Annotated in this window: 11 protein-coding genes; 2 read left to right on the top strand and 9 right to left on the bottom strand. The window is 61.8% G+C overall.

From position 1 onward, the window contains the following. Positions 1–4: 4 nt before the first annotated feature. The 9 genes from AC1RR7_RS03690 to gspG all read right to left on the bottom strand — a co-directional run bounded on the left by AC1RR7_RS03690 (position 5) and on the right by gspG (position 22,218). Positions 5–12,499, bottom strand: a complete 12,495-nt coding sequence (locus AC1RR7_RS03690) for a filamentous hemagglutinin family protein (RefSeq protein ID WP_493156167.1) — start codon at positions 12,497–12,499, stop codon at positions 5–7. Between the two features lie 192 nt (positions 12,500–12,691). Continuing rightward, the gene (locus AC1RR7_RS03685) at positions 12,692–13,801 is read right to left on the bottom strand and encodes a substrate-binding domain-containing protein (RefSeq protein WP_102621803.1); all 1,110 of its coding nucleotides are present in this window, start codon (positions 13,799–13,801) and stop codon (positions 12,692–12,694) included. Between the two features lie 348 nt (positions 13,802–14,149). Then, positions 14,150–15,361: a type II secretion system inner membrane protein GspF gene (gspF, locus tag AC1RR7_RS03680; protein ID WP_493156165.1), complete on the bottom strand. Its 1,212-nt coding sequence runs from the start codon at positions 15,359–15,361 to the stop codon at positions 14,150–14,152. After that, positions 15,361–16,767 (bottom strand): type II secretion system ATPase GspE, encoded by a 1,407-nt coding sequence (gspE, locus tag AC1RR7_RS03675; protein WP_493156163.1) that lies wholly within the window; start codon positions 16,765–16,767, stop codon positions 15,361–15,363. The genes gspF and gspE overlap by 1 nt, the downstream gene beginning before the upstream one ends. Then, the gene (gene gspD / locus AC1RR7_RS03670) at positions 16,764–19,121 is read right to left on the bottom strand and encodes a type II secretion system secretin GspD (RefSeq protein WP_493156161.1); all 2,358 of its coding nucleotides are present in this window, start codon (positions 19,119–19,121) and stop codon (positions 16,764–16,766) included. The genes gspE and gspD overlap by 4 nt, the downstream gene beginning before the upstream one ends. Next, entirely contained in the window at positions 19,118–19,663 is a 546-nt protein-coding gene (locus tag AC1RR7_RS03665; protein WP_493156159.1) for a type II secretion system protein M, read from the bottom strand. Before AC1RR7_RS03665 ends, gspD begins: the two co-directional genes overlap by 4 nt. After that, a complete protein-coding gene (gene gspL / locus AC1RR7_RS03660) occupies positions 19,656–20,801 on the bottom strand; it encodes a type II secretion system protein GspL (RefSeq protein WP_493156157.1) in 1,146 nt (381 codons plus the stop codon). The genes AC1RR7_RS03665 and gspL overlap by 8 nt, the downstream gene beginning before the upstream one ends. Next, the gene (gspK, locus tag AC1RR7_RS03655) at positions 20,798–21,751 is read right to left on the bottom strand and encodes a type II secretion system minor pseudopilin GspK (protein ID WP_493156155.1); all 954 of its coding nucleotides are present in this window, start codon (positions 21,749–21,751) and stop codon (positions 20,798–20,800) included. Before gspK ends, gspL begins: the two co-directional genes overlap by 4 nt. A gap of 8 nt (positions 21,752–21,759) precedes the next feature. Beyond that, positions 21,760–22,218: a type II secretion system major pseudopilin GspG gene (gene gspG, locus AC1RR7_RS03650; RefSeq protein ID WP_007959380.1), complete on the bottom strand. Its 459-nt coding sequence runs from the start codon at positions 22,216–22,218 to the stop codon at positions 21,760–21,762. 146 nt (positions 22,219–22,364) lie between these two features. Between gspG and gspI the strand changes: the two genes are divergently transcribed. Both gspI and AC1RR7_RS03640 read left to right on the top strand, forming a co-directional pair. After that, complete coding sequence (gspI, locus tag AC1RR7_RS03645; RefSeq protein WP_493156152.1) at positions 22,365–22,742, top strand: type II secretion system minor pseudopilin GspI; 378 nt, start codon at positions 22,365–22,367, stop codon at positions 22,740–22,742. A 112-nt stretch (positions 22,743–22,854) separates the two neighbouring features. After that, positions 22,855–24,138, top strand: a complete 1,284-nt coding sequence (locus AC1RR7_RS03640; RefSeq protein ID WP_493156150.1) for a hypothetical protein — start codon at positions 22,855–22,857, stop codon at positions 24,136–24,138. The last annotated feature ends 143 nt before the right edge of the window (positions 24,139–24,281 follow it).

The following is a 24,281-nucleotide window of genomic DNA, read 5'->3' as shown; positions in this document are numbered from 1 at the left end:
CCTTTTACAACGTCAGTTGCCCCCGCTCCTCCTCGGTCAACTGCTGTTTCGCCTGTTCATCCAGCGCCCCGGCGCCCAGCACCTGCACCGGGCTGTTGGGGTTGTAGCCCGGTGCAGGTGCACGGCTGGCGCCATCGCGGGTCGGGGCCAGTTGTTCGTTGCCGAAGCTGAGTACCTGCACGGTGAACACCGAAGCCTGGTTCTGGCGCGAGGCGGCTTGCTGCTGACGGGCGACGTCTTCCGCCGCCTGGGTCGCCGACGACGCAGCCGAGCTGGCCGAGGTGATCGCCCCGGTGTTGACCGCCGAGACCACCGGCACACCGGTTGCCTTGCCCTGCACCGCAATGTTGGCGGCATTGACCACCGTCAGCGCGGCGATGTTGACGTTGCCCGAGACGCGAATCCCCGCCTCGCCCGCATCGATGGTGCCCAGCGGCGCGATCAGGTCGATGTCCCCGGGCGCCACTTCGGCAATCGGATTGAGCGTGGCGATACCGGCACCGGTGCTCGGCACTGATGGCGACAGGGTCACGTTGCCCCAGGTGTCGTACACGCGTTTCGGCGGTGTGTAGACCACGGTGGTTTTCGAGCCGCGACCGGCGTTGATGTCGCCCTCGGCGGACCAGCCGAGGATCGAGCCGCCAAACGTGGTCATGATCCGGCTCTGCCCCAGCAGAATGCTGCCCTGGGAGTAGAGCTGAATGTTGCCCGAGCCCTGAGTGATGATGCCCGCCGTGGACGGCGGCGCCGCGCCCTCGATGCCGAACACCTGACCACCGCCCGGCGTAAGCATCTGGATGTCGCCACCGAACAGCGTCTTGACCCCGGCGCCGCCATAAAGCGTGATATCACCGTCATAACGGATCGGGTTGCCGGACACATCGGTGGTCGGGAACAACGAGGCAATGGCATTGCGACCGCGCAGATAACTGCCTTTGCGTGGGCCATCGGCGTCGTTGTATTCCAGGCCGCCGGCACGCAGTTCGGCGAAGTACACCTGACGGGCGAAGATCGCCTGCTCGGTGCTCGGCAGGGCGGCGAAGAAGGCTTGCGCCTGTTCTGCGTTGCCGCTGAAGCCGTAGCCGAGGGTCAGCCAGCTCTGCAGTTCGTCGAGGTAGGTTTTGACCACCTTGCCCGGTTGACCACTGAGGGGCACATCAGGATTGGCAAGGTTCTGCGAGTTCAGGTAATGCGCAATGAACCGCGAATAATCCACGCCCTGCGCGCCCGCACCCGCCTGCATGACCACACTGGCGCCAGGCCGGTTATCCCCGGCCACTAGCGGCCCGATGCTGCTGATGCCGGCACGATCCTCCATCAGGATGTTGCGCCCGGCACTCATATCCAGCAGACCAGGACCGGCGATGTCGAAGCTGCTGTAGAGGATGTCGCGGCCGGCGGAAACCCGTGACACGTCATGCGCACTGTTGTGAATGAACAGGTTGCCCGAAGAACTGATGGCTTCGTTATTCCCCATTTCCTTCGGCGCCCTTGTCGGCTGGCCCAGATTGGCACCCGACGCCACGATATCGCGCCCCGCCAGCATCCATACCGGTGCTGCCGCTTCGTACCAGGTGCGCAGTGTGGTTGCAAAAGACAGGGTTTCGCCGCTGCGCACACCCACCAGATCACCGGACAATGCATAAAAACGAGCCGGTGCCTGTACGCCGCTCAATCCCGAGTAGGTGTCGGCACCAAAAGCGAACAATGGATAACGCGAGTTCAGACGCGGTGCTATGCCATCGTTGCTGTAGTTACTCGTTGTCGGCCTGCTGTCGGTGTATTGCGCATACCCCGTGAACGCAGGGGCAAACGGCGTTGCAATGGCCAACAGGCTGGCGCCGGACTGATTGATCGCGTAGCCACCGGCGTAGATCGAGTCACCGGCCAGCATTTCCAGTTGCCCCGCCCTTGAAGGCGCCAGCAAGAGTGAATAGTTCGTTGCGGCAGGCGTCCCGTTTTCACTGAACGTGGCCGAAGCACCGGCATAGATGGAACCTTGCCCTGCCACGGCACGCAAAATCGACGGATACACGAAGCGTCCGTCAGTGGGGGACGTGTTGAGATTCGGGACAGTCCCCTGCGAGTCGGTTTCGGCCAATTGGGTACTTGGCGTCAGGTTGCCCCCCGCCGAAAACAAGTCGATAGCCGTGTGATCGGTCCACAACGAGAAAGCCGACAAGCCGCCTCCTGCGTGAACAACACCGTTTGCATCCGTGAACGGCGTGGAGTTCTGCAGTTGGACCCGCCCAGGGTCGGCTGCGCCACCGAGGACCAGATCACCACGGGTGCTCAAGCGCATGCCCGAGTCGCCGGGTATCAGCACCAGCCCACCGGAAGCACTGCCCAGAGTCGAGGTAAACGGATCGAAAGCCCGGGTTTCGCGCGGGTCCTGATAGGTTGCGTAAGCACCATACTGCAGCTTGATCGCACCCGATGCGCCAGCCGACATTTGTGCCGCTCCGCGCAGGTTGATCAACGCACCCTGCAAATCGTGGCGTGGCGTGGCAGTACCGGTTTGCCCGGCACGTGCCTGCAATGACGGGTTCAGCATGCCGCCAATGCGAATGTCCATGTCGCCGCCACCGGTCAATTGCAGGCTGCCATCACTGCCCACTCGCCCGGTACTGCCCACTGCAACGATCAGACCCTGACTGCGTGGGTTGGTCACGCTGTCGCCCAGCGGCTTGAGCATACCGGCATCGCCTCCGGCTCGCAGGCTGACGTTGCCGCCGCCGAGTGCGCCGAAACCGGTAAAGCCCACCAGGTAAGGGGCGGTATCACTGCCCGCACCAGGCAGCGGCTGGGTAGCATAGCTGCCGAAGTTGATCCACCACGCCGTCGGCACATTGCTGTTGCCCGTGCCCTGACGCCAGAGCCAGTTGCCCACCGATGCGCTGGCCACCTGCTCTCGATAGACCGCCGTGTTGCTCGGCCCACGACGTCCGACCGCATCACCGGACACCGAGCCGCCGGCATTGATCGTCAGGTTGCCACCCAATGTCGGGTACCAGGCCTGATAAAGACTTTCGGTACCGCCATTGACCCATTTTTCGTAGTCCGCCCCTTTACTGCCCAACACCGAGTTGTCGTCGGTCAAACGTCCACGTGGCTGGTTATATCGCTGATCGATGTCGCTGGACTGAGTGCCGGCCGTGTACACACCGTAAGGTGAATCCATGCTCAGGTTGCCGGCCGCCAACAGATCGAGATCGCCGGTACCGGTGCGCAGCACGCTGAACATTTGCGAGTGAGTGGTGACAGCGATGCCACCCTTGTTCGGCATGCAGCCACCCGGATCGATGTCGCACCAGTACAGATCCTCTTCACTGATCGGTGTACCCGGCTCCTTGCCCAACCAGTTGCCTTCGGCCCACAGGAACTTGGCGGGAGCGACACAGTCCGCCGGATTTTCATCGCAGAAATGCAGATCGGCATCGGTCACGACCGAACCGGCCGGGCGGTTCTTGGAGTTGCCTTCAGCCCATTTGGTGTCGAGCTTTTTCTCGGTCACTTTCAACCCGTAATGGGTATCCGCCAGACGCAGATTGCCGTCAGCCGTCAGCGGCTTCAACGCACGGCTGTCGGCGGACTCAAGATCGGCGCCGGCCACTACGCGCATCGACCACGACGTGCTGCCCGGTGCCAGCATGCTCGCGATGGCCCAGTTGCTGCCCTGCTGCGTTGTGCTTGAGTAACCGCGCAGCTCAATGAATGCAGTGCCATCGGCAAGCACGACGTCGGTCATGGACGGAATCAGCGAGCCGCGCAACAACGCCAGCGGGCCGCGCAATTTAACGCCCACAGCGTTGTTATCCGCCCCGATCGCACGAGGCAGCGGCACATCTTTTGGCCAGAGCATGGCAAGCAGGCTGGTGGCATCGTTCAATCGAGTGCCAGCCCCCAGCCGACTGCCTGCCGGCAATGTCACGCGGTCATTGAGCAAGGTGCCGGCGGCGTACAACAGGTTGCCCGATGCATCATGCACGGCGCCTGACAATACCGTGCCGGCGCTGATCGTATAGGCGTTGACCAGAACGCCTTCGGTCGGCAGCAACGTACCGCCCGCCAGCGTGGCCGCTTGAATCGGCAAGTCGTAATTGAGCGTGGTGCCCGCCGGAAACAGAGTGCCTTCGGCCAGAGTCACGCCGCTGCCCGGTACAATCAGGTCGCCGCCAAACGGCTGGACACCCGGCAGCAGTTTCCAGCCGGCATCATCGACGGTTTCCAGGGGCTTGGCGAAACCGTCGTTGATGCTGCCGTAGATATCCAGATTGCCGCCGGCACGAATCACCAGGCTGCCGGACTCACCAGAGCCATAGACCGGCGTCTTCTGCGAGTTCGGGTTGAGGCTGGCGTAGCGGTAATGCGACAGGTCGATATCACCTTCTACCACCAGATCGCCATCGGCCGTCTTGCTGACGATCTCGACACCGGGTCGCAGATGGAACGCATCGGCGTAGGACGCATTGTTGAGCCCGGCGAGCTTGCGTTGCAGCAGATCATTGTTGGCCAGCGCCGCATCGATGAACGTGGTGTTGTCACCGTCGATACGAACGAACATGGCCTGATCGATCACCTGATACGGCCGGCCGCTGGCGGCCGGATCGACACCATCGCGGGCATCCGCGTAACGTCGCACGCCATTGAGGCCGATGGAGCGCGCCCCTTCAATGGTCAGCGTACCGCTGGCATCAATGGCGATATCACCGACGCCAAGCCGTGGCGCGTTCAACTCCAGCGTACCGCGCGGCATCCCGTCGTTTTGCCCTGGCAGCTTGCCATTGACTGCATCGGTGCCATGACGCAGATCGATCCGTGCACCGGAGGCCAGTGTGAGCAAGCCATCACCGGAATTGAGTTCGACCATGGCGCGGTTCGGCGCGTCGATGATCTTGCCGTAGCTGTCGACCCGCAACACACGACCATGGGCATCGAGCACGGCATTACCGGAGAGGGTCAGGCCGTTTTTGCCGGACAGGCGAATGCTGCCGACCCGCTCACCACTGGCATCGACACGACCGCCAATGGTGAGGCTGCCATTGTCCACCGCCACATTGACTTCGCCGGCCTTGAGCCCGTCGCCGATCAGCAGGTCACCCTGTTTGAACTGGAAGCTGCGACTGCCGAACACCTGCCCGGAGTTCAAGCGCTGATTGAGTGCGGCGAACTGTTCATTCAAATCGCCACCCAGCCGTTGCGCACGGATGTCCACACCGGCGGCCTTGTACGGCACCAGCGTACCGCCGGCATCGTAATAGCCGCTGCTGGCACCGAGGATTTCACCTTGCAGATCGACCTCCCCCGCATTCACCGCCAGTGCCACAGCACTGAGATTGCCGGCCTGATTGTTCTGCGCCGACAAGTCGATACGTGAGCCCGCCGCCTGGCGAATGTTGCCGTTGTGGCTATAGAGCGACACGTCTCCGCCCCAGCTGTATTTCTTCACGTCATTGAACGGCAAGGTGCGCCCGGCCAGATCCAGTTGCGCGTTGCCGGTCAGGCTCAGGTCGCCTTCTGCCTTGACCTGCAGCTTGCCGCTGGCCAGCACGATACGGCCGTCGAGTACGACGTTGCGCGCGTCAAGACTCAGCTCTGCGCCCAGCGCATCGGCCAATGCAGCGCCACCGGTACCGGTGAGCGTCAAATTGTTGCCCGCCTTCAATGCGTTGACCGATGCTGCTTCGCCCGTCAGCAACGGCGTCAGCAGCGTAAGGTTGCCGCCACTGTAGGTGTAGCCCTTGACCGGGTCATACGCGCCCTGTTCCTGGTACACCGACAGGCTGCCTTTGTGGTTGGCGGTAATGCGCTCACTGGCCGTGAGATTGACGTTGGCGAAACCCAACGCCAGGCGATCGTTCTGATCCAGTCCACTCGGTTGCGGACTTGGCCCATAGCACAATTCGATCCGCTGCGCCTGGATGTCGAGGGTCCCGTGACCGCTGCCGGCCCCGCCCTTGACCACTGCACCCGGCTCTTGCGGGGCACCATTCCAGATCAGGTTGGCGGTACGGATGGTTGCGACATCCCGGGCATCACCCTGTCCGTAGATCGCCGGTGTGGTCAGGATCAGGTTTTGCAAATTGCTGCGACCGGTTTGCGGGTCCAGCGTATCGAGCGAGACACTGCCAAAAAAGTTGAAGGCGTCACGGGCTGTCAGGCTCAAGGACTCCAGCGCCGGAGCACCGAATTGCGTATCGCCCCGCAGCAGACGATCAAGCACGTTCTGGCTCAGCGTGAGGCCGACTGGCACGCGCCCTTCTGCACCCGTCAGCGCCTGCGCATTACCGACATTGATCGCACCCACCGCAAGCCCCAGGTGGCGTGTGCCGAAACGCACCGCGTCGCTCAGCTCAAACTGATTGTCGGTCGCCGCGGTGATGCTGCCGTTGGAGTAAAGTATCGCCGGGTTGCTGCACGGCTCAAGCGAACAGCTGCCGATACGGATACTGCCCGCTCCATTGATACCCACGGCCTTCGCCGGTGCCAGCACGCTGTTCCAGCCATTGGAAACCAGCAGCAGGCTGGCATTGCCGGGGTCGTAGACAAACCCGTCGGTTGAATCGAACGGGGCGTCACCACGTCCCAGCGTGTTGATACCCGCGCCGGCCTCAAGGGTGATGGTGCCGTCGATCTTGCGAGTCCGCAGAACCACTTCCGGCGCAGAAAGCACGGCACCTTCGCGCACCGTGATGTTGTCGGAGCCGATGTTGTTGGCGAAGGTGACAATATTGCCCCCACTGCCGTAGTCCACCGTTGGCAAGGCGCCAATCGCCAGCCTCCCGGCATTCATTTGATTCAGGCTGTCGGCGTACAGAGAAATACCCGTGAAACCCTGTGTACGCTGTCGACCCGCACCCAACACCTCGATGGTGCCATCGACTGAACGCACAACGGCGGTACCCGCCACACCGCCCTCGGTCGGCTTGAACAGCACCTGTCCGTTGAAGTCCAGGGCAATGTCACGGTCCCCGCCACTGTTGAAACGCAGCTCCAGCAACTTGCCATCCATCGGCGCCAGCGCCCGTGACACGCCCAGGCGCGCCGCATCGTTTTTGATGAACTGGGTGAAGCCGGTTTCGTTGTATTGCGAATAACGCCGCAGTACATCGGCCGAGGTCAGAATCAGCGCGCTGGAGAGACTGTCGCGTACACCGCTGTTGGCGATCGACATCTGCCCGTTGCTGGTCCATGAACCGTTGCGCATCTGCAACGCAGCACCGGTCTGCCCGCCCATGACCTGACCGTTGACCTCGACGCGAAATGCACCGGGCAACAAGGCGAATGTCGACGGCAGCAAGGTATAAGTGCCGGCCGCCAGCCCCGGCACACCGGCGGCGATGGTAATTTGCTGGCCGATACGCGGATCGACCGCCCCCGCCTCGGCGAGCACCGGCGCATAAACACTCTGATTACCCGGCACGATGGCATAAACCGGATTGCTCGCCAGCCCCGGCAGGCTGAAGGTGCCGTCATTGGCATTGCGTACCAACGGGTTGAAACGCGCATCGGTCGAACCGCCACGGCCGGAGACAAAGCCTGCGCCACGCAAGTCGCCGCCACCCGAAAGATCAATCACGGCACCTGGCGCGACGTCGATGTATTGCGACAGCAGGGTCACTCCCGTCGAAGCGCCGACAATCCCTTTGAGCGCTACAGGGCTGCCGTTGTAGCGATAGTCGATGCCATCGGTTGTACCGCCGTAAGGCATGACCAACCCGGCAGCGCTGACGGACGTGAGACTGCCGGGCAATAGCTGGACTTCACGGGTCAGCACTGACTTGGTGTTCTCGCCCAGCATGATCGAACCGAGCGGCACCCGTAGCACACCACCTTGCTCGATGCGGCTGGCAGCGAGCGTCAGATTGCCGAACACCGAGTAAGGCAGCGCAGTCGGCGCCGCGCCGTTGGAGAGAATGCGCAGAGTACCTTCAGAGGGTGACGTCTCCTGCTGAAAACCGGCACGCACCCTGGCACTCGCCCCAGTCACCGGGTAGATCTGAGCCGCGCTGAGGCTCAAGTCACCCGCCGCCCAGAGTTCGGACTGTGTTCCAGTGGTGGAGGCAAGAAACCGCATGTCACCCGAACTGGCGAGAGAAACCTGGGCGAAGCCACGGCGACCAACCTGCCGGGCCGGGCCATTGAGTTGCGCAATCGAACCCGACGTACCGAATGACAGACTGTTGCCGATGTCCAGCAGGTTCGACGTGGCGACGAACTGCGCCGCCGACAGGTTCGGTGTCGGCGCATTCATGGCCCTTGGGCGGATGACGGCGTTGGAGCTGTAATAGACGCCCGTGCCCAGCATTCGCAGGTAAGGCGCAGACAGATTGATTCGCGCGGTGCCTTTCGAGTTTTCGGCCAGCGACACGGCGCCGGCATACAGGCTCAAGCTCTGATTCAGATGCAGGTCGACATCGCCGTCGAAGGAAATCAAGCCGTTGCTCAACAGGCCAAGATGATCGAAACCGCCTGTCATCAATGCATCGGCACTCAGCCGCGTGCGACCGTAGACCAACTGCCGGTCTGCCTCACCGGGCTCAAGATCCGCCGGCAACAACGGCTCGCCCTTACCCTGGCCGATGATCAGTTCCCTTGGCAGGCGTACCTCGTTGGTGGCCAGGTTGGGATTGTAGATCGGCGTTTCCAGTGCGATGTCCAGTCGACCACCGGCAGCACCTGCACCGCCCGCCGCCGCCCGCAGATCGCCGTCGATAAACAGGCCGTTGTAGGAACTCAGGGAAATCTTGCCGCCATCCGTGGCAACCGTGGTCGGCCCCTGACCGGCGATGTCCAGCACCGCCTGAGTGCCAGAAGCGTCAAGACGTGCACCGTTGCGCACGATGACATAAGCGTCGGCCGACGTGGCGGTGGCCTTCTTCGCATCGATTTCACCGCCGATGATGATGCTGCCACCCTTGCCGACCTGGCCGTAGACGCGTCCCAGTGCATCGACTGCCGTGGTCGCGCGACCGGCCACATCCAGCACGGCGCGTTCGCCAATCCAGATCGAACGGTTATGGGCTTGATTGGCGGCTTCCAGGGCATTCTCGGCCGGATCGCTCAAGCCGAACTGCTGCTGGCGAATATCAAGGGTGCCGCCCCACGCGTTCAGTTCGCCATTCACCGTGATCTGCCCCGGCCCGCGCAGACCGATCCGTTGCCCGGGATCGACGCTGATGCGTGAACCCGCGCCAAGCGTCAACGCGGACTTGAGCGGATCGATCAGGCCGGCCTCGCTCGATCCAGCCTGCAACGACAGGCTGGCGCCACCTCGTTGAGTCAACACAGCCTTGGTCGGGTTTTCCTGGAACAGCGTCGGCGTCCACAACTCCAGTGCCGTCTGCGGATCGACGCCGCTGACCTGTTTCGACGCCGCTTCAGCGAAACGATAGACCGGCATCGTGACGTCGAGCACGCTGTTGTCGGCGACCTCCAGGCCGTTCAAACCAATAATGCTGTACGCCGAGAAGCCCTTGCCGAACAGGTTCGGTGCCAGTTGCAAGGTGCGTTCGGCCAGCGTCTGGTCGGTCTGCCCGATCATGACCTTGTTGGCCTGTACCAGCAGCGTGCCGCCCCCGGTGACACCGTATCCGCGCACATCACCATCAAGGATGAGCTGTGTGTTACCTGGCGCGGCGTTGGCGCTGGACTCCAGCGTCACACTGCCACCCTTCCCGCCGCGAGTCTTGCCGTTCGCCAGCACAGCGGCGCCAGACGAAACATCCAGCAAGCTCCCGGCCTGGACGTCGATATCGCCACTGCTGCGGATCGAAATCAGGCCACCGTTCAAATACGCAAGGTGGCTGCCGTCATCCGGGTTGGTGCCCAGATTGCTCCACAGACCGCGCGTATCCAGCTGCACACCGTCAGCCACAGTGACGCGGGTTGCGTGCCCTGTCGCGGCAGAAATCTTCGTGTCAGCGACCTTGTTGAGCTGCAGCTGATTGAGCACGTTACCCAAACGCACACTGCCACCGCGGGCCGTGAGATCGGCATCGATCTGCACATCCGGCGCATATAGCGTGATGTCGCCGCCGGCATCGACCTTGAGCGCATCGTTAACGTCGATCAGGTCTTTGGCAGACACTTTCAGAGCGCCCAGCCTGAAACCGTTGAGTTGATCGGCATCGAGAAACAGTTTGCCTTTGCGCGCCTCGGACACTGAAGCGAGCAGATTCTGGTCATTGCCATCGGCCGGTTTCTCACCGCCAATACGTACCTGGTCGAACGTTGGATTGAGGCCGTACAACAGGCCGCCAGCGGAGGCGACATAGGCCGGGTCATAACTGCCGACGATCAGTTGCGCACGCCGCGCCACGGCTGTCTGAGACTGTTCATAACCGTCCAGTACAGCACGCGGTGTCTGGGTCTGGCGCTCACCTTGATACACCTCGCCGAGCATTTGCCCGTTGAGCACGGCGCTGCTGGTCGCAATCACCAGTTGCCCGGCATCGCGGCCCACGGTGTAGCCCGACTCGACACGTTTGGTCGGCGCGATCAGTGGGCTGTAGTAATAATTCGTCTGGCCCCAGCGCTTGCTGCTGTCCTCGTAGCCTTTGTACAAACCGCTGTAAAGAATATCTCCCGGCGCTCGAGAGATTTCATACAGACGCCCGTCGGCACCGCGCAGCCAGCTCTGGCGAATCTCGCCGCTCTGTACATCCAGCGTACCGCCGGACAGGTTGATCAACGAACCTTGCTCGGTGACCACATCATTGCCGGCGAAACTGACCCGGCCGCCTTGCGCCATCCACTCACCGATGCTGTGGTTCTGCGTGCCCAGATAGCCGCCGACTTCGAGCAAGCCGCCGGCGGTGTACCAGCGGTCCGTGGCATAGCCGTTGGTGCCGGCGGGGACATACACCAGTTCGCGCACATCGACCCACACGTCATTGCTGTTCAGCGCACCGTTCTCGCGGTTGACCGACGCATCACGCTGCTCGTTGCCCTGTACGTTGATTTTGATGTTGTTGGATTCCATCGCGACTTTTACGCCGATGGCGCCGGACACATCGATCATCGCGCCGTCACGCACCAGGCTGCGACGCCCTGCCGTCACGGCGACCTGACCGCCTGTGGCAAGCGTGATCGAGCCGTTCTGGAACTCGACGCTGCCGCCGCTCTGCACCTCGATACGCGACTGGTCGCCGCGCACCTTGTTGTTGGCGTTGACACCGGTCAGCGCGGCTTTGTGCTGACTGTCGAGTGCCGTCAGATCGCTGCTGTCGAGCATGATCGCCGTGGCGCTGCCCTGCCCCAGGGTGACGCTGCCGTTGGTGTCGGTGGCCGGGTTCAGCAAGTGGATGGTGCCGCGCGTTGCCACCGAAGTGCTGGCCAGCAGCACACCGTTTTGCTGCACCTCATGGCCGGTCAGGGTGATGTCGCCCGTGGCGGCCTGAATCAAACCGCTGTTGCTGACCTTGCCGGCACTGCTGCCAGCCTTGAAGCCCGGAACGACTTCACTGCCGAACGTCGTGGAGAAGCCGTTGCCTTCGGTGCCCGAGCCTTTGCGGATATAGAAACGATCGCCGGCGCCGAGCACGGTCTGGCCTTTGGCGGTGTTGATGCTGCCGTCGTTCTGCACCTCGTTGCCCAGCAGCAAGGCATAGCCGCCGGCATCGGTGGACGTCGCGGGCGCGTGGGTTGCAATCGCTGCGCCGCGCTCTACCAGTACCTTGCCGGCAGCGTCGGTAAAGGTCGGCTGACTGGCGTTGCTGTCGAAGTACAAGCCGCGGTCACGGAACTGGATGTCGGTGATATTGGCGGCAGCGGCCACCAGGTTACGCACGTTGACCTGGCTGCTGCCGCTGAACACGATGCCGTTGCGGTTGATCAGCATCACCGTGCCGTCGCCCTTTATCTGCCCCTGAATCTGACTGGCGCGGGCGCTCGGATCATTGACCCGGTTGAGCACTGCCCAATTCGATTGCTGGGCAAACTCGACTGTGGTGTTGCGGCCGACGTTGAAGGTTTCCCAGTTGAGAATCGCCTTGTCGGCGGTCTGTTCGATCTTCACCGTAGTCTTGCCATCGGCCTGGGACTGCTGCGGGCCTTTGGCATTCTGCCAACCCTGGGCAAGGCTGTTATCGACCTTCAACCCGCCCTCGCCCAGACCATCCGGCACAAACTGCACCGTACCCAACGCCGCCGAGCGCCCGGCAGCCTGAGCCGCTTGCTGCGCGGCAATCGCGGCCACGGTGTTGTTCAACGTCTGAATCGAACGTTGCAATTGCTGATTGGCTTTCTGTTGCTGCGCCAATGGCGGCGTCATTCCCGGTAACCCACCGGTGCCGGGCCTTGCAGCGGCGGCTTGCTGGGCGGCGCCCTTGGCGGCAAACCAGCCCGAGCTGAACGCCGTTTGCGCGTGCGCACTGCCTGCCACCAGACACAACGCCACCGCCTGAGCCAGCGGCTTGAGCAGCCACAATGCCGGGTCCATGGCATCACGCTTGAAAGACTGGACGTGGGTACGACGACGGGATGGGCGAGCGAGCATCACTACGAGATCCTTTTAAGAGCTGCAGGTCGGCAACCACCTGCTGTTAGGACATAGGCGGTTGGCAAGGGGCACGACCGAACGGATGTCACACAAACTTCATGTTGGGGGAGTAATTGCGCGCGGTTCCGGCAAAAAAAATGGCAGCCCCAAAAGGGGCTGCCATTCAAACCGCTGACTTGAAGTGAAACCTTACAGAGGACGGCCAACAGTGTTGCAGACGCTGGCGTTGTTGATGTCCAGGTTGTTGCCGGTGGAGTTGGTGATGAAGTTGGCGGTCACAGCGTTTTTCCAGTTGGTCGGAACCACGCTGAAGCCGTGAGCCACGGTCGCAACGGTGTTGCCTGGAACGCTGTAGTGAGTGGTCAGGAAGGCCTTCACGTCAGCAGCCACGGATGCATCCTTGTAGCACTGGCCGAAGATGAAGTTGGTGTAGGCAGCAATTGGGTAACCGGTGGCTGGGTTGGCAACAACCGGAGCCCACTGAGCTGGATCAGCCGGGTTGACTGGCAGTGTGGCCGAAGACAATGCGGTAGTGACGTTTGCGGTGGTCGGCTGAACACCGTTGACGCGCGAAACGACGGCATTGCTGTTGGCATTCACGCCATCCGGACCCACGTAGCCGATGGAACCGTCAACAGCGTTCACGGCAGCAGCGACGTCAGAGGTGTTAACCACGCCTACGAAAGTGGTTGGCAGTGGAGTGCCGGCTGGCTTCAGGGTGTTGGCGAACGTGGTGGTGACGGCGAACTTGGTTGGGCAAACCGCGTTCAGGTGGCGAGTGAGGATTTCCGAAGTGCCGCTGGAAGTGGAGCGATACACAACGCGAATCGGGGTGGCGTCAGAGTTGTTCAGCAGGTCGCCCCACTTGGTGGCAGTGCCCGAGAACACGTCGCACAGCTGAGCGCTGGTCAGGTTCAGAGCGGTCTGGCCGGTCTTTTTGTAAGGAATGGCAACCGAAGTGGCGACCGAAGGCAGTTGGATCAGCGGGCCGTAAGTGGTGCTGTAAGCGGTGTTGTAGTTACCGATTTCGGTAGCGCTGAGCACCGAGTCGCTGCCAGCGAAGTGAACCGTACCGGTGGTTTTGAACTGCGTCGAATCGTTGGTCAGGAACGCCACTTTACCCACGCCGCTGCCTGTGCCCAGGTAGCTGAAGTTGGCTGGCAGGATGCTGTTGGCAGAACCTTTGTACAGAGCGGCAGGCAGAGTCGCGCCACCACCGGTTACGTTGGCGGCCATGGCCTGGGCGGAAGCCAGGGCAGCGACGGTCAGGGAAGCTGCGATCAGAGTGCGCTTGAACATGAAGAATCTCCTTTTCAACGTTGGTTGTGAACACAGGTTTTCAGGGGACTTGCATGACACTGGGAGGACTCACCGCTGACCTTCGCAAGCGGGGTCCGTGGTTAAGTCGCACTGAGAAATTCGCAGTTTCCGGTGACAGATAAAGGAAAAAACCTCGGGAGGTGCAGGCTGATTTTCGAGGGATTTTCTCGGGTGTTCTGCTGGTTATCCGGAGTGTCTAAGACACGCTTTTCGAGGGAATCGGCCACAGCCCTTGAAGGGCCGTTGCAGATGACAGAAAGGAGAACCCGAGGATGCTGTTTTTGGCGCTCGGGTGAGATCCGGCGCCGGTAAAAAAAGTTGAGAAAACTACTGCACGAGTTGGTTGATCTCGATGATCGGCAGCAACACCGCCATCACAATCACCAAAACCACACCGCCCATCACCACGATCATCAACGGCTCCAGCAACGCGGTCATGCCCATCGCCCGGCGCTCGATATCACGAGACAGGGTTTGTGCCGCACGCTCAAGCATCGGTGGCAGCGCTCCGGTTTTCTCGCCGCTGGCGATCAGGTGAATCAGCACCGGCGGGAACACGTTCTCCACTTTCAGCGCTGCCGCCAGGTTGACGCCCTCGCGCACCTTGGCGGTGGCCTCATTGACGCTCAGGCTCAGACGATCATTCGACAGCGTCTGCCGCGCCGCTTCCAACGCGCGCAACAACGGCACCCCGGCGCCGCCGAGAATCGCCAGCGTGGACGCGAACCGTGCAGTGTTCAGCCCCAGCACAAACCGCCCGATCAGCGGCAACTTCAGCACACGATGATGCCAACTCAAGCGCGCCGCCGGATTGCGCAGATACAGGCGCCAGCTCCAGAACGCGCCGGCCATGACGCCGGCGCACAGCCAGCCCCACCCACGGATGAAATCACTGGCATTGAGCATCGCCAGCGTCAGCCCCGGCAGATCCTGCCGCGCCTGGGAAAACGCGCTGACCACCTGTGGCACCACGTAGCTGAGCAGGAAAATCACGATACCGATTGATACCAGCCCAACCACGCCCGGATAGATGAACGCGGTGAGAATCTTGCCGCGCAGGTTGTTGCGTTCCTCGATGTAATCCGCCAGCCGCTCCATCACCTGGGCCAGATCACCGGACTCCTCGCCCGCCGCAATCAGCGCCCGGTAAATCTCCGGAAAATCCCGTGGCCGCGCCGCCAGTGCTTCGGCCAGGCGCATGCCGCTGCGCACGTCGGCACGTACGGCACTGAGGGTGTGGGCGATGTGTTTTTTCTCGGCCTGTTCGACCGTGGCGCTCAGTGCAGCCTCCAGCGGCAGACTGGCACCGAGCAAGCTCGACAGTTGTCGGGTGGCCCACGCCAGATCGTTATCCGACAGCCTGGCGCTGAACAATCCACCGCCGCCATGCTGGGAGACGTTGCTTTCCTTCTCCACCGACAACGCCGTCAAGCCACGACCACGCAGCACACCAAACGCCGCGCCCTGACTGTCCGCCTCCAGATGCCCGGATTCGATCTTGCCGCTGGCATCGGCGGCCTCAAAACGATAGCGATTCATCAGGCGTCCCGTGTCACACGAAGGATTTCTTCAGGGGCCGTGGCACCGCTGTGAATCCAGCGTTCGCCGTCCTCACGCAGGCTGAACATCCCGGCCTTGCTCGCCGCAGCACGCAAGGCCTGCTCCCCTGCCCCTTGGTGAATCAGGGTGCGGATGTCGTCATCGATGCAGAACAATTCGTGAATGCCGGTTCGGCCGCTGTAACCGGTGTGATTGCACGCCGCACAACCGACCGGGCGCCAAGTACCGGGCGTGGCCGGATCTTCCTGTTTGCACTGACTGCACAGCCGTCGTACCAACCGCTGGGCCAGAACTCCGAGCATCGACGAGGCCAGCAGAAACGGCTCAACGCCCATGTCGACCAAGCGGTTGACCGCCGACACGGCATCGTTGGTGTGCAACGTCGCAAGCACCAGGTGACCGGTCAGCGAAGCCTGCACCGCGATCTGCGCGGTTTCGAGGTCGCGGATCTCGCCGATCATGATGATGTCCGGGTCCTGCCGCAAAATGGCACGTAGCGCGAGGGCAAATGTCATGTCGATCTTGGCGTTGACCTGAATCTGGCTGATGCCCGGCAAGTCGTATTCCACCGGGTCTTCCACGGTGAGGATGTTGCTGGTGCTCGCATCCAGTCGCGCCAGCGCCGCATACAAACTCGTCGTTTTGCCGCTACCAGTCGGGCCGGTGACCAGCACAATGCCGTGGGGCTGGCGGATCAGGTGATCGAGCTTGGCCAGCACCTGCGCGTCCATGCCCAGGGTTTCCAGATGCAAACGCCCGGCCTGCTTGTCCAGCAAACGCATCACCACCCGCTCGCCATGGCCGGTCGGCACGGTGGAAACACGAATGTCGATCGGCCGCCCCGCTACCCGCAACGCAATACGACCGTCCTGCGGCAAGCGTTTTTCAGCGATATCGAGCTGCGCCATGATCTTGATCCGCGACACCAGCGCACCGTGCAACGCCTTGCGCGGCGAGACCACGTCGCGCAGCGTACCGTCGACCCGGTAGCGCACCACCGAATGGGTTTCAAACGGTTCGATATGAATGTCGCTGGCCTCGTCCCGCGCCGCCTGGGTGAGCAAGGCGTTGATCATGCGGATCACCGGCGCGCCGTCCTGGGTGTCGAGCAGGTCGGTGATTTCCGGTATGTCCTGCATCAGGCGGTCGAGGTCGACTTCGTTTTCCGCCGCGCCAACCACCGCCGCCGCGCTGCCAGTGTCGGCGTAGGCTGTGGCGAGCAAGCCGTCGAGTTCGTCATCGCGCACCCGCTCAAGCTTCGCCGCGCCGAACTGCCGCCGCACCTCGCTGATCGACCAGCCCGGCGTCGACGGGCACACCGTCAGCACGCCGTCGCGCAGCAGAATCCGCTGCGCCTTGGCCCAGGCGTAAGGCAATGCGCTCATTGCAGCGGCACCGCTTTGATGGTCGCGCGCGGGCCCGTCCCCGGCAGCGACGCCGGCACGCCCTGCGCTGCGGTCGGCAATTGCGGCGCCTGCATGTCCGGCATCGCCCAGCTGCGCTCCGGTTGCAGACCGCCCTGAGCACGGCGCATGAAGTCGTAGCGGTTCAGCGTGATGCTGCGCCCCGCCGCGCTGTCGCGAATGATGTACGGGCGCAGGAACACCATCAGGTTGGTCTTGGTGATCGAGCGGCGTTCGTTGCGAAACAGCGCGCCAATCCCCGGAATCGTCGACAACCAAGGCACTGCGTCGTTGCTCTGGCTGTAGCCGTCCTGCAGCAGACCGCCGAGCACCATGATTTGGCCGTCATCGAGCAGGATGCTGGTATCGATCGCGCGTTTGCTGGTGACGATCCCCGCCGAGGTCGACGCTGCCGAAGCGCGCTCGTCGATGCTGCTGACTTCCTGATAGATGTCGAGCTTCACCGTGCCGCCCTCGGAAATCTGCGGCCGAACGTTGAGCTTCAAACCGACTTCTTCGCGGGTCACGGTCTGGAACGGGTTGTTGCTGGTGCCCCCGCCGCCGGTGACGTAGCTGCCGCTGACAAACGGGATGGTCTGGCCGACAAAAATGCTCGCCGCTTCGTTGTCCAGGGTCAGCAGGTTCGGCGTCGACAGCACGTTGGTGCCGCCCTTGCTCTTCAGGGCACGGGCCAGCACTTTCAGGTCGAGAATCTTGCCGATGCCGGGGATGTCAACGGTGCCGTTGACGTAGCCGAGGTTGAGCCCTTTGGGCAACACGTCGACACTGGTCTTGCCATTGACGTTGATCCCCGATCCGCCAAGGTTGGCGCCGCCGATCACGCCATTGCCGGCCAGATTGCCGGTCTGCCATTGCACGCCGAATTCGCTGGCATCGTCCTCGCCGACTTCGACGATCAGGCTCTCAATCACAACCTGGGCGCGGCGCTGGTCGAGCAGGTCGATGACTTCGCGCAGGTTGCGGTACAGCGGTTCCGGCGCGGAAATCAGCAAGGTGTTGGTGGTCGCGTCCGCCTGAATGGTCACACCGCCGGCGCTGAAGGCCACGTTCTGTTCACTGCTTTGCGCATTGCTGCTGCCACTGGTGGCGCTGCTGCCCTGGGCGTAACTGCCGCCGGTGCTGCCGTTGTTGGTGGTCGAGGTGCTGCCGTTGGTTTGCGTGCCGCTCTGGCCGTTCTGTCCACCGCTCGAGTTGGTGGAACTGCCCATGGCGCTGAGTACCGAACGCGCACTGTCGCTGGTGCCGCTGTCGCTTTCGCCAGTCAACAATCCGCGCAGCGCCTGAGCCAGTTTGCCGGCCTGGGCGTTGCGCAGATAAACCACGTGCAGGTTGCTCGGGTTGCTCTGGGCGTTGTCGAGTTTGTAGATCAGGTTGCGCGCCAGCTCCGTGCGCTCGGGGCTGCCGGCGCGGATGATGATGGTGTTGGAGCGTGGGTCGCCGATCACTGCGATTTTCTGCGTTGGATCATTGCCCGGCGCGTCGAGCAGATCGGCCACCATCGGCGCGATGTCGGCGGCGATGCCGTTCTGGATCTGCACCACGTCGGTGTCGATGGCGGTCGGGGTGTCGATGGTCTGGATCAACTGGGCGACCCGCGTCAGGTTCTCGGCGTAATCGGTGACGACGATAGTGTTGTTGCCCGGATAGGCGTTGATCGGGTTGTTCGGCGAGACGATCGGGCGCAGCACCGGGATCAGGTTCACCGCGTTCTCGTATTGCAGGCGGAACGTGCGGGTGAGCATGCCGTTGCCGGCCGGTTTGTCGGCGCTGTAGATCGGCCCGCCGAGCAACTTGGCGTCGGCCTCCGGCACCACCTGCGCCACGCCGCCGACGTCCACCACGCTGAAACCTTGCATGCGCAGCGCCGCCAGCAGCATGTCGTAGGCCTGATGCGCCGGCACCTGGCCTTCGGAGACCAGCGTCAAATTGCCCTTGACCCGAGGATCGACCAGAAACTGCTGGCCGGTGGAGCGCGACAACGCCCGCACCACCGCTTGAATATCCGCGTCGACAAAATTCAGCGTCACCGGTTGATCGCCCAACGGATTGGCCGGCAACGTCGTGCCCCGTGCCGACCCACCGCTGCGGGCGCGTTCGGTGATGTTGTGCAATTGCTTCGGCGCAGGTCTTGCCTGAGCCTGCGCGCGCTCGCGGTCGAGCACCGCGTCGCCACTGCGCTGGGTGTTGGCCAGCGGCCGGCCGAGTTCGCTGTCCACCAGCAGCGGCGGTTGATTCGGTGGCGTGGTGTTGCTGCACGCGCTCAATGCCATCAACAGCATCGGCAACGCCATGCGTTTGGACCCTGACCCCTTCATGAAGCTTCCTTAGCGCCCAGCGCCTGATCCATGCGTACGGTGCCCGACAGAGTGCCGGCCGTGTCATCGGTCGCGGCGTCGTCTGCGCGTTGCAGACGGGCCTCGACCACTTGCAGTGAAAAATTCCGGGGTTGGCTCAGCAGCCAGTCGAGCACGGCGTCGGCCGGTGCCGCATCGAAGGTCAACTGCCAACCGGCGGACGCGGCGGCCAATTGGTAGTGGCCGCCCAGTCCGCTGGTTTGCAAGGTCTGTTGCAGCGATTGCTCCAGGTTCTGCCCGTCGGGGCGCACGCTGACGTCGCGCAACAGCACTTCCAGCGCTTCAGCCTGGGCGCGCAGTTTTGGCGTTTCGACTTGCGAGGCGGCGATCTTCTTCAGCGGCGGCTGAATCAACGCCACCCACACGAACAGCCCCAGCAACAGCGCCGCCATGCCGCCGACCATGCGTTTTTCCCGCAAGGCCAGCGGCTGCCAACGGGCCTGCAACTGAGCATTGAAGCGCTGCCAACCGGCGCGGTATTTCGCAAGCGATGGGCTATTCATCTTCGGCTCCGCTGCTGTCGTCGTTGTCGGTGGCGGCGGTCGCTTCGCCGGCCGGGCGCAGGACCCAGCCGTCGTCGTTCGGGCTGATGCTGATGCCGGCCTGGGCCAGCGTGCCTTGCCAGTCCTTGTCGTTGCCCGAACGCCGGGCCTCGGGCAGCAGGCTCAATTGCAACGCGCCGTCGACAAACTCCAGACGCTGTACCGTGCCGGCCATGGACGGCATGCCGCTGCCGGCCTGCAACACCAGTCGCGTGAAATCCTGACCCGGCGCATCCACCACGCCTTGCTGGCGAGCGGCGATTTGCTGACGGGCCTGTTGCAGCGGATTGAGGATCACCGGCAACTCGGGGAACGCCTGCTTCACCCGCTGCGCCATCTGCGCCTTGAGCTGCTGGCCCTGCGCGGCCTCGCGGGCGGCGTACAGGTTCAAACCGATCACCCACACCGCCAGTGCCAGCGCGCAACAACCGAGCGCCCTGCCCCAACCACGATGTTCGGTGCCCGGTTGCTGGAGGCCGCCGTGCAGGCCCCAGTTCGGCAACGGGCCGGCGTTGCGCTGCGTGTCGGCCAATGTCGATTGCACCGCCTCAGGCGCGCCGTCACCGATCCAATGCGCCGGCAGACCGGTTTCCAGCAGCCACGCTTCGTCGATCATCGGCTGCACCTGCGCCGCATTCGGGCCGTGGCGCAGCAACAGATGATCGTCGTGCAGGCAGCCGACCCCGCCCGCCATCACCGGCAAACTGTAAGCCGCCGGGTACAGGCCTTTGAGGTTCAAACCGAATTGCCCGAGGTGCTGCAAATCCTTGCGCGATACCCAGGCAATCTGCACCTGGCCGCTTTCATTACGAGAACTGTGGGCGATGTGCATCTCGGCGCTGTCGCCGAGCATCAAGGCCTGCGCCGCACACTGCACAGCCGCAGCGGTTTTGTTCGCAGGCAGCGGCGGCAAATCAATGCTCGCCAAGAGGCTGTCCGACGGGTGCAGAAAGCACACCAGCGGCTGTTTCGGCAGTGCATCGAGCCGCACGCGCTCCTGGCGCACGACCTGCCCCTGACGATCCAGCCAAGCACAATCCACTTCACTGTCGAGACTCAGCTCCGCCAGCGGCGGCAAACTCACGCGCAACTGGCTCATACGCCCACCCGCGACCAGATCACTTGCGGCAAGCGGTCTTCACTGCGATGCAACAACGCATCGAGGCTGACCCGCCGCTGATCACGGCGCGCCTGCCCGCGCAGGCGGAACCAGTCGCTGGTGATGCCGACCTTGACGCTGGTGATCTCCAGTTGCGGCAGTCGCAGGCGATTGACGAAATCCCCGCGATTGATGAACCAGCGCCCGGCGTCGCGCTCATTGATCAACGCCTGCGCCCGCTCCAGCGACAGCCCCGGCACATAAGCCGCCAGCACCGGCGCGGTGGCCGTGTTGCCGTTGAGCCAGGTGGTCGCCGGAATCACCGTCAGGTACGGCGCCAGTTTCGCCAACAGCGCATCATTGACCCCGTCGACACTGCGCAGATCGTCAAGCGTGCGCAGCATCGGCAAGGTCGGCGATTGCGGTTTGCGCGAAGCGGACGGCGACGTGGCGCGCCCGCTGTCGAACGTATTTTTCGCCACAGGCTTGTCCACCACTTGGGCATTCAACAGGTGCGGATAAGAGCCGATCACCCGCTGACTGATGCGCCGGCTCAAGCCGCTGCTGACGCCGATCAACTCGCACAAGCGTTCGAACGCCTGCACCTGGGCGTCATCGATCCGCTCGTTAGCCACCAGATTGCGCAGGTTGAACTTGCCCTGCTCGTCCTCCAGCCGCCCCTCGAAACCCTGAGTGTTCAAGCGCTGCGCCCAGGGTTGATCGAGCCGGGTCAACGGATCTCGCTGCCGCGCATCCCACAGCAATTGCCGGCTGATCTCCAACCCGCCGTGCAACAGCCAACGGCCCTGCACGCGCAGTTGCTCGGCTTCCAGCGCCCGGGTCGAAACGCTCTGGCGCGTCAGCATGCCGGCGGCGATCACCGCGACCACCGCCGCGATCAGCAGCGCACTGATGATCGCCATCCCCTGCTGGTTCGATTGGCTGTTCATGACCGGCCTTACAACTGCCAGGAACCGATGTCGGCATTCACGCCGTCGCCGTCAGGCTGGCCGTCGGCGCCGAGGGAAAAGATGTCGATCTCGCCGTTGGCACCGGGATTGAGGTACTGATAAGGACGACCCCACGGGTCATTCGGCAGGCGCTCCAGGTACGAGCGCCAGTTGGTGTTCTTGGCATCGGCCGGCCGCTCCACCAGCACCTTCAGGCCCTGGCTCTGGCTCGGGTAAGTGCCGTGATCGAGGCGATACAGCTTCAGCGCCTGCATCAACCCGCCAATGTCCTGCTTCGCCGCCGTGGCCCGCGCCTGATCCGGCCGGTCGAGCACCTTGGGCACCACCATCGCCGCCAGAATCCCGAGAATCACCACCACCACCATGATCTCGATCAGCGTGAAACCCTGCTGCCCACGGGGCATCCGGCTCGGTCGATTGGGCTGTTTGAATTGCGCGATATCCATCTCGTCATTCCCTGGCTTGATTCGATTCGACGCGCAGTGTTGCAAGAAGATATGTCAGGGATGTTGAAAATCCTCGGGTGTTTTCGTCGTCAAGCCGTCAAGCACGGGCGTTAGCGTCAAGGGCTGCCCGACTGCCCGAGCCCCCGATGCGCACCCCCTCCCCGCAAGCCGGATTCACCCTGATTGAAGTGCTCGTCGCGCTGGCGATCATCGCCGTCGCCATGTCCGCCGCCGTGCGCGTGGCGGGGTTGATGACGCAGAGCAGCGGGGTTTTGCGGGATCGCTCGATTGCGATGATTGCGGCGCAGGGTCGGATGGCTGAACTGCGGTTGGAGGGGCGATTGCCGATGGGGGTTAAGGCGGTGGAGTGTGATCAAGGGCGGTTGTTGTTGCGGTGTGAGCAGGTGATTGGGGGGGTGGAGAATGGGCGGTTGTTGAAGGTGGGGGTGCAAGTCTTTGATCGCAGCAAGGAGGCGCCGCCGCTGGCGAGGCTGGAGACGTTGTTGAGCAGGCCGCAGGAGTAAGGCCAGTGGCGATTTGCCTGTCTAATCGATTTCCTGAGAGCCTGTTTTCTGAAAGTATGTGGGACTACGTTTTCCGTGTCCTATCGACACCTTTTGGATCAGGACGAACCTCATGGATTTTGATCACAACCTGCCTCAGCCCGGTGACATCCTGCTATTGAGAGGAAAGAGCCTGTTTACCAAGCCGAATATGGTGATTCAATCGATCACACGGTTACAAATATCAAGCTATTCACATGTCGCCATTGTTACCGGGCAAAACATGATCATGGATGCAACGCCAGGCATTGGCATAACCATGCGGCAATGGGATGAGGTAAGTCATTCCTACGACGTCGCCAATTCGTTGTTGGTTAGGCATAGAACCGCTGACCCGTTGGCGACTGAGGATCTGGTTCGACGAGCAAATTACTACTACGGCCAGAAGTACAACCTAATTGCCTTTATAGGGAATGAACCGACATTTTCAGACAACAAAGGAATTGTATGTTCACAGTTCGTCGCGCAGGTATTCCAGGACTGCAATCTACGTTGCTCAGAAAAGCCATGCCGTAAAACTCTCCCAACAGATATCCATACCTTTGTCACGTCAAACCCAGAGTGGATTCAACGTCCGCTCTCTGAAGTCGAAATTGGACTAAGCCATTACACTGATGAGATCAGCCACTCCATGGCATATTCGACTCACCAGTTGGATAACTTTGTCGCCGCTTCTGTTAAGCAGGCATTTGATTTTAGCCGGATGTTTCATAAATTAACTGCGCACATAGCGGATCTGACAGACACGGTCAGCTTCAAGAATGGTAGTTTGATACCCGTTACCCTAAGGATGGCCACCTCCTCCAAGACCGACATTTCCATCGAACATCTCACTGCTTCATGGCGCCAATATTTTCTTGAGCCAAAAGCCAAGGCCACATTCCTTCATGAGGACGGTCCGGCTGCTGATAAGCAGATAACTGTCTTTATTAAAGTATGTGAAATTGCAAAGCAGCATAATAATGCAGCGGATGACGCATTGAATCAGCTGAAACTTTTAATAAGCACATTTGAAGAGCTAGCAAAGTCCCTGCCTCCCGACCCTACTGAAATCGAAATTCGCACCTGGATTGCTAACCATCATGAGTTCAGGAGAAATACACAGCATCAAATAGATATTCTGGACTGGATCTTCACCTCCAACCAAAACAATATTGATTTCGCCAAAAATTTTGATTTCCAGGCACTTATGGAGGAATACGGTAAAAATCCGAGACCCGACTACAAGGAAGCGCTAGATACACTCTCTATCATTACCAACTATTGTCTTCTTTGCGATTGCTGGATAAAGCAGCGCCCACACTATTCCCAAGTAATGAGCGCTCACGATGCTGCGGATGATCTGACGAAGCAGTAGATCCTCATTTTTTTGATAAGAATCGAAATAAAACCTCAGAGATCAGCGGAAACGCCGAGGAGATTGGTGGAGTAAAGCGCAAGGGCTGCGAGTAGTTGGCGACCTATAAACAATAGAAAGGGAACGGATCTATTGTCCAAAAA

The sequence above is a fragment of the Pseudomonas sp. GW821-FHT11G12 genome, assembly GCF_058808055.1.
Note: the sequence above shows the minus strand (reverse complement) of the source record. Positions and strands in the feature narration are given on the sequence as shown.